We start from the raw sequence: 7,435 nt of genomic DNA, 5'->3' as shown, positions 1-7,435 counted from the left end.
GCTCGGCGAACAGCCGGGCGGCCTCCTTGAGGATCTGCTCGCGGCGGGTGGGGGCGTCGGTTCTGGTGGCCATGAAACCAATTCTAGACAGGGAGGTTAGCGGTCGTTAACCTGGAGGAAATGCGTTAACGCTCATTAACAAAGGTGAGGGGACCGCACGATGGACCAGGCACCGGAGCTCACGACCGCGGTGGACCCCGCGGCGGAGTCGTTTCGGGCCAATGAGGCCGCGCACCGCGCCCTCGGCGAGGAGCTGCGCGCCAGGCTGGCCGCCGCCCGCCTCGGCGGCGGCGAGAAGGCGCGCGCCCGGCACACCGCCCGCGGCAAGCTGCTGCCGAGGGACCGCGTCGACACCCTCCTGGACCCGGGCTCGCCCTTCCTGGAGCTGGCCCCCCTCGCCGCCGACGGCATGTACGACGGGCAGGCGCCGGCGGCCGGGGTGATCGCCGGGATCGGCAGGGTCAGCGGCCGCGAGTGCGTGGTCGTGGCCAACGACGCCACCGTCAAGGGCGGCACGTACTACCCGATGACGGTGAAGAAGCACCTGAGGGCCCAGGAGGTGGCGCTGGAGAACCGCCTCCCCTGCCTCTATCTCGTCGACTCCGGCGGCGCCTTCCTGCCCATGCAGGACGAGGTCTTCCCCGACCGCGAGCACTTCGGCCGGATCTTCTACAACCAGGCCCGGATGTCGGGCGCGGGCATCCCGCAGATCGCGGCCGTCCTCGGCTCGTGCACGGCGGGCGGCGCGTACGTCCCGGCGATGAGCGACGAGGCCGTGATCGTCCGCAACCAGGGGACGATCTTCCTCGGCGGCCCCCCGCTGGTGAAGGCCGCCACCGGTGAGGTCGTCACCGCGGAGGAGCTGGGTGGCGGCGAGGTCCACTCCCGGGTCTCGGGAGTCACCGACCACCTCGCGGAGGACGACGCGCACGCCCTGCGGATCGTGCGGACCATCGTCTCCACCCTGCCCTCGCGGGGCCCGCTGCCCTGGTCGGTCGAGCCGGCCGTCGAGCCGAAGGTGGACCCGTACACGCTGTACGGGGCGGTGCCGGTCGACTCCCGCACCCCGTACGACGTACGGGAGGTCATCGCGCGCGTGGTGGACGGCTCGCGCTTCGCCGAGTTCAAGGCGGAGTTCGGGCAGACCCTCGTCACCGGCTTCGCCCGGATCCACGGCCACCCGGTGGGGATCGTCGCCAACAACGGCATCCTGTTCTCGGAGTCGGCCCAGAAGGGCGCCCACTTCATCGAGCTGTGCGACCAGCGCGGCATCCCGCTGGTGTTCCTGCAGAACATCTCCGGCTTCATGGTCGGCCGGGACTACGAGGCCGGGGGCATCGCCAAGCACGGCGCCAAGATGGTGACGGCGGTGGCCTGCACCCGCGTCCCCAAGCTGACGGTCGTGGTCGGCGGTTCGTACGGCGCGGGCAACTACTCGATGTGCGGCCGGGCGTATTCGCCGCGCTTTCTGTGGATGTGGCCCAACGCCAAGATCTCGGTGATGGGCGGCGAGCAGGCCGCGTCCGTGCTGGCCACCGTGAAGCGGGACCAGTTGGAGGCGCGCGGCGAGCAGTGGCCCCTGGAGGACGAGGAGTCCTTCAAGGACCCGATCCGCGCCCAGTACGAGCGCCAGGGGAACGCCTACTACGCCACCGCCCGCCTCTGGGACGACGGCGTGATCGACCCGCTGGACACCCGCCAGGTCCTGGGCCTCGCCCTGACCGCCTGCGCCAACGCGCCCCTGGGTGACCCCCAGTTCGGCGTCTTCCGGATGTGAGGGGGCTGTGAACGTGAGCATGTTCGACACGGTGCTGGTGGCCAACCGGGGCGAGATCGCCGTCCGCGTCATCCGCACCCTGCGCGCCCTCGGCGTCCGCTCGGTCGCGGTGTACTCCGACGCGGACGCCGACGCCCGGCACGTACGGGAGGCCGACACGGCGGTGCGGATCGGTCCGGCACCGGCGGCGGAGAGCTATCTGTCGGTCGAGCGCCTGCTGGAGGCGGCGGCCCGCACGGGCGCGCAGGCGGTGCACCCGGGGTACGGCTTCCTCGCGGAGAACGCCGGGTTCGCGCGGGCCTGCGCCCAGGCGGGGCTGGTCTTCATCGGGCCGCCCGCCGACGCCATCTCCCTCATGGGCGACAAGATCCGCGCCAAGGAGACGGTCCGGGCGGCCGGGGTGCCGGTGGTCCCCGGCTCCAGCGGCAGCGGTCTGACCGACGCCCAGCTCGCCGACGCGGCGCGGGAGATCGGGATGCCGGTGCTGCTGAAGCCCAGCGCGGGCGGCGGCGGCAAGGGCATGCGGCTGGTGCGGGACGAGGCGGCGCTCGCCGACGAGATCGCCGCCGCCCGCCGTGAGGCCCGCGCCTCCTTCGGTGACGACACCCTCCTCGTGGAGCGGTGGATCGACCGCCCCCGGCACATCGAGATCCAGGTCCTGGCCGACAACCACGGGCAGGTGATCCACCTCGGCGAGCGCGAGTGCTCCCTCCAGCGCCGCCACCAGAAGGTCATCGAGGAGGCGCCCAGCGTCCTGCTCGACGAGGCCACCCGAGCCGCGATGGGGGAGGCGGCGGTCCAGGCGGCCCGCTCCTGCGGCTACTCCGGCGCGGGCACGGTCGAGTTCATCGTCCCCGGCGGCGACCCGTCGTCGTACTACTTCATGGAGATGAACACCCGCCTCCAGGTGGAGCACCCTGTGACCGAGCTGGTCACGGGTGTCGACCTGGTGGAGTGGCAGCTGCGGGTCGCGGCGGGCGAGCGGCTGGCCCTCACGCAGGACGACATCCGGCTGACGGGCCACGCCGTCGAGGCCCGGATCTGCGCCGAGGACCCCTCGCGCGGCTTCCTGCCCTCCGGCGGCACGATCCTCAGGCTGCGCGAACCGCAGGGCGACGGCGTGCGCACCGACTCCGGCCTCACCGAGGGCACGGAGGTCGGCTCGCTGTACGACCCGATGCTCTCCAAGGTGATCGCGTACGGCCCCGACCGGCCCACCGCGCTGCGCCGCCTGCGGGCCGCCCTCGCCGGGACGGTCACCCTGGGCGTCCAGACGAACGCCGGGTTCCTGCGGCGGCTGCTGGCGCATCCGGCGGTCGTCGCGGGCGACCTGGACACGGGCCTGGTCGAGCGGGAGGTCGACGGGCTCGTCCCGGAGGGGGTGCCCGAGGCCGTGTACGAGGCGGCGGCCGCGGTGCGGCTCGACGGGCTGACGCCCCGTGGGGAGGGCTGGACGGACCCGTTCTCGGTGCCGAACGGCTGGCGCCTGGGCGGTGAGACCGTTCCGCCGGCCTTCGACCTGCGGGTACCGGGCCTCGAACCGGTCACCCATCGCCCGCTGGGCACCCACACCGTCACCGACGACCGGGTCTCCGTGACCCTGGACGGCGTCCGTCACACCTTCCACCGGGCAGCCGACTGGCTCGGCGGGGACGGCGACGCCTGGCACGTACGGGACCACGACCCGGTGGCCGCGGCCCTGACCGGCGCGGCCCACGGGGGCGCGGACTCGCTGACGGCGCCGATGCCCGGCACGGTCACCGTGGTGAAGGTGGCCGTCGGGGACGAGGTGAGCGCCGGTCAGAGTCTGCTGGTGGTGGAGGCGATGAAGATGGAGCACGTCATCGCCGCGCCGCACGCCGGGACCGTCACCGAACTGGACGTGGCGCCGGGCACCACCGTCGCCATGGACCAGGTGCTGGCGGTCGTCGCCCCGCACGAGCAGGACGAGGAGGCCGCGCGATGACCTCACCGGACAACACGGGGACGACCGCGGAGGGGGCCTCCCTCGGCCTGCCGATGACCGTGCCCGCACCGGCCGCCGACGGACTCCCGGCGCGGGTCCGCATCCACGAGGTGGGCGCCCGTGACGGCCTGCAGAACGAGAAGGCGACCGTCCCGACGGAGGTGAAGGCCGAGTTCGTCCGCCGTCTGGCCGACGCCGGGCTGACGACGATCGAGGCGACGAGCTTCGTGCACCCGAAGTGGGTGCCACAACTCGCCGACGCCGAGGCGCTGTTCCCGCGGGTCGCCGATCTGCCGGTGGACCTGCCGGTCCTCGTGCCCAACGAGCGCGGTCTCGACCGGGCCCTGGCGCTGGGCGCCCGCCGGGTCGCCGTCTTCGCCAGCGCCACCGAGTCCTTCGCCAAGGCCAACCTCAACCGCACGGTCGACGAGGCGCTGGCCATGTTCGACCCGGTGGTGACCCGGGCCAAGGCCGACGGGGTGCATGTGCGGGGCTATCTCTCCATGTGCTTCGGCGACCCCTGGGAGGGCCCGGTGCCGGTCCCGCAGGTCGTCCGGGTCTGCCGGGCCCTGCTCGACCTGGGCTGCGACGAGCTGAGCCTCGGCGACACCATCGGCGTCGCCACGCCGGGCCATGTGCAGGCGCTGCTCACCGCGCTGAACGAGGCGGGGGTACCGACGTCGGCCCTCGGTGTCCACTTCCACGACACCTACGGCCAGGCCCTCGCCAACACCCTCGCGGCGCTGCGGCACGGCGTCACCACCGTCGACGCCTCCGCCGGCGGGCTCGGCGGCTGCCCCTACGCGAAGAGCGCCACCGGCAACCTCGCCACGGAGGACCTCGTGTGGATGCTGCGGGGCCTCGGCATCGACACCGGCGTCGATCTCGGCCGTCTCGTCGCCACCAGCGCGTGGATGGCCGACCACCTGGGCCGACCCAGCCCGTCCCGCACCGTACGAGCCCTCTCCCACAAGGAGCAGTGAGTTTCATGGACCACCACCTCTCTCCCGAACTGGAAGAACTCCGCCGTACGGTCGAGGAGTTCGCGCACGAGGTCGTCGCACCGAAGATCGGCGACTTCTACGAGCGCCATGAGTTCCCGTACGAGATCGTGCGCGAGATGGGCCGTATGGGCCTGTTCGGGCTGCCGTTCCCGGAGGAGTACGGCGGTATGGGCGGCGACTACCTGGCGCTCGGTATCGCCCTGGAGGAACTGGCGCGGGTCGACTCGTCCGTGGCCATCACCCTGGAGGCGGGGGTCTCCCTGGGCGCCATGCCGATCCATCTGTTCGGCACGCCGGCCCAGAAGGAGGAGTGGCTGCCGCGGCTGTGCTCCGGGGAGATCCTGGGCGCGTTCGGTCTCACCGAGCCGGACGGCGGCTCGGACGCGGGCGCGACCCGTACGACGGCCCGGCTGGACGAGGACACCAACGAGTGGGTGATCAACGGCAGCAAGTGCTTCATCACCAACTCCGGCACCGACATCACGGGCCTCGTCACGGTCACGGCGGTGACCGGCCGCACCCCGGAGGGCAAGCCGCTGATCTCCTCGATCATCGTCCCGTCCGGCACTCCGGGCTTCACGGTGGCGGCGCCCTACTCCAAGGTCGGCTGGAACGCCTCCGACACCCGCGAGCTGTCCTTCTCCGACGTCCGGGTCCCCGCGGAGAACCTCCTCGGCGAACTGGGCCGCGGCTACGCTCAGTTCCTGCGCATCCTCGACGAGGGCCGGATCGCCATCTCGGCGCTCGCCACGGGGCTCGCCCAGGGCTGTGTCGACGAGTCGGTGAAGTACGCCAAGGAGCGCCATGCCTTCGGCCGGCCCATCGGCTCCAACCAGGCGATCCAGTTCAAGATCGCTGACATGGAGATGAAGGCCCACACGGCCCGCCTCGCCTGGCGGGACGCGGCCTCGCGGCTGGTCGCCGGGGAGCCGTTCAAGAAGGAGGCGGCGCTGGCGAAGCTGTACTCGTCCACGGTCGCCGTGGACAACGCCCGCGACGCCACGCAGATCCACGGCGGCTACGGCTTCATGAACGAGTACCCGGTGGCCCGTATGTGGCGCGACTCCAAGATCCTGGAGATCGGCGAGGGCACGAGCGAGGTCCAGCGGATGCTGATCGCCCGTGAGTTGGGGCTCGTGGGCTGATACCGCCGTACCGAGGAGGCCGGATCCGTTCTACGGATCCGGCCTCCTGGCGTGCGGGGCGGTCCTGCGGTCACGGGGACCGGTCGACCCGCTCGACAAGACCTTCACGAGGGGGACACCGAGGGCCTCTTCGCACCCCTTCAACACCTGGCAAACCCGCCGAACCTTCGATTCACAGGAAATGCAAAAGATTGACGTACCCCCGGACGCGGTACCCCCACAGCAGACTCCACCCCTGGACAAGTAGTGAGGTTAGGCTAACCTATCTTCGAACTCGCCCTCGGGCGGCACTCCGCCCCGTTCGAAAGTAGCCATACTCATGCCCAACGCCAGAGCCGCTCACCTCACCCGCCGTGGCGTCCTCGCCGCCGGTGGCGCACTCGGTCTCGGTGCCGTGCTCGCCGCCTGCGGAGACGACAGGGCGAGCAGCGGCGCCGGCTCCGGCAAGGAGACGGCTGCCGCCAAGTCGGGCCCCTGGACCTTCAAGGACGACCGCGACGAGACCGTCAAGCTCGACAAGGTCCCGGCGAACATCGTCGCGTTCGTGGGTGTCGCCGCGGCCCTGCACGACTACGGCATCGGCGTGAAGGGGGCCTTCGGCCCGACCAGGCTCCAGAACGGCAAGGCCGACGTCCAGGCGGGCGACCTCGACATCAGCAAGGTCACCGTCGTCGGCAACGTCTGGGACGAGTTCAGCGTCGAGAAGTACGCGGCCCTCTCCCCCGACGTCCTCATCACCACGATGTTCGACGACGCGGGCACCCTCTGGTACGTGCCCGAGACGTCCAAGGACCAGATCGCCAAGCTCGCCCCGAGCGTCGGCATCTCCGTGTACGACCGCCAGATGACCGAGCCGCTCCAGCGGCTCTACGAGCTCGCCGAGTCGCTGGGCGCGGACGTCACGTCGAAGAAGGTCACCGCGGCGAAGAAGCGGTTCGAGGACGCCGCCGCCCGGCTGCGCGCGGCCACCAAGGCCAAGCCCGGCATCAAGGTGCTGGCCGGTTCCGCCAGCCAGGACATCTTCTACGTGTCCGGCTCGAACCTCTCCATCGACCTGGAGTACTTCAAGGCCCTCGGCGTGAACTTCGTCGAGCCGAGCGCCGAGGCCCTCAAGGCCAGCGGCGGCTGGTTCGAGAACCTCAGCTGGGAGAACGTCGACAAGTACGACGCGGACGTGATCATCATGGACAACCGCACGTCGGCGATCCAGCCGGACGCGATCGAAGAGGCGACCTGGAAGAAGCTGCCCGCGGTCAAGGCCGGTCAGGTCATCGGGCGCAACCCCGAGCCGATCCTGTCCTACGACAAGTGCGCGCCGCTCCTGGAGGAGCTGGCCGAGGCGATCGAGAAGGCCAAGAAGGTCAGCTAGGCCCGTCCGGGCTGAGGCCGGGGGTCGACCGCAGTCCGGTGGGGGCTGGTCGCGCAGTTCCCCGCGCCCCTGAAAAAGCAGGGGCTGCGCCCCGTGCTTTTTCAACGGCCCGCAGGGGCCGTTGCCTTCAGGGGCGCGGGGAACTGCGCGAGAAGCCCCCACCGGACCCGCACC

The 7,435-nt window shown here is 71.3% G+C and carries 5 protein-coding genes and 1 pseudogene; 5 read left to right on the top strand and 1 reads right to left on the bottom strand.

Annotation, left to right across the window (positions count from 1 at the left end):
- Positions 1 to 73 (bottom strand): annotated as a pseudogene (locus AOK15_RS43850) (TetR/AcrR family transcriptional regulator); the annotation flags it as partial.
- Between the two features lie 87 nt (positions 74 to 160).
- Between AOK15_RS43850 and AOK15_RS12045 the strand changes: the two are divergent.
- From AOK15_RS12045 to AOK15_RS12025, 5 genes are all read left to right on the top strand, one after another.
- On the top strand, positions 161 to 1,777 hold the full coding sequence (locus tag AOK15_RS12045) for a carboxyl transferase domain-containing protein (protein ID WP_055515748.1): 1,617 nt from the start codon (positions 161 to 163) through the stop codon (positions 1,775 to 1,777).
- Positions 1,778 to 1,796: 19 nt separating this feature from the next.
- Positions 1,797 to 3,743 (top strand): acetyl-CoA carboxylase biotin carboxylase subunit, encoded by a 1,947-nt coding sequence (locus AOK15_RS12040; RefSeq protein ID WP_055515750.1) that lies wholly within the window; start codon positions 1,797 to 1,799, stop codon positions 3,741 to 3,743.
- Between the two features lie 53 nt (positions 3,744 to 3,796).
- The gene (locus AOK15_RS12035) at positions 3,797 to 4,726 is read left to right on the top strand and encodes a hydroxymethylglutaryl-CoA lyase (protein WP_055515749.1); all 930 of its coding nucleotides are present in this window, start codon (positions 3,797 to 3,799) and stop codon (positions 4,724 to 4,726) included.
- A 5-nt stretch (positions 4,727 to 4,731) separates the two neighbouring features.
- Positions 4,732 to 5,892 carry an acyl-CoA dehydrogenase family protein gene (locus AOK15_RS12030; RefSeq protein WP_055515746.1) on the top strand — a complete coding sequence of 387 codons (1,161 nt, stop codon included), beginning with the start codon at positions 4,732 to 4,734 and terminating at the stop codon, positions 5,890 to 5,892.
- Between the two features lie 319 nt (positions 5,893 to 6,211).
- A complete protein-coding gene (locus AOK15_RS12025) occupies positions 6,212 to 7,261 on the top strand; it encodes an ABC transporter substrate-binding protein (RefSeq protein ID WP_055515745.1) in 1,050 nt (349 codons plus the stop codon).
- The last annotated feature ends 174 nt before the right edge of the window (positions 7,262 to 7,435 follow it).

It is taken from the genome of Streptomyces ossamyceticus, from assembly GCF_001418475.1.
GTDB classification, from domain to species: Bacteria; Actinomycetota; Actinomycetes; order Streptomycetales; family Streptomycetaceae; genus Streptomyces; species Streptomyces ossamyceticus.
Note: the sequence above shows the minus strand (reverse complement) of the source record. Positions and strands in the feature narration are given on the sequence as shown.

Coding starts and splice junctions, on each gene's coding strand:
- AOK15_RS12025 (WP_055515745.1), top strand. CDS start 6,212: ATGCCCAACGCCAGAGCCGCTCACCTCACCCGCCGTGGCGTCCTCGCC.
- AOK15_RS12045 (WP_055515748.1), top strand. CDS start 161: ATGGACCAGGCACCGGAGCTCACGACCGCGGTGGACCCCGCGGCGGAG.
- AOK15_RS12035 (WP_055515749.1), top strand. CDS start 3,797: ATGACCGTGCCCGCACCGGCCGCCGACGGACTCCCGGCGCGGGTCCGC.
- AOK15_RS12030 (WP_055515746.1), top strand. CDS start 4,732: ATGGACCACCACCTCTCTCCCGAACTGGAAGAACTCCGCCGTACGGTC.
- AOK15_RS12040 (WP_055515750.1), top strand. CDS start 1,797: ATGTTCGACACGGTGCTGGTGGCCAACCGGGGCGAGATCGCCGTCCGC.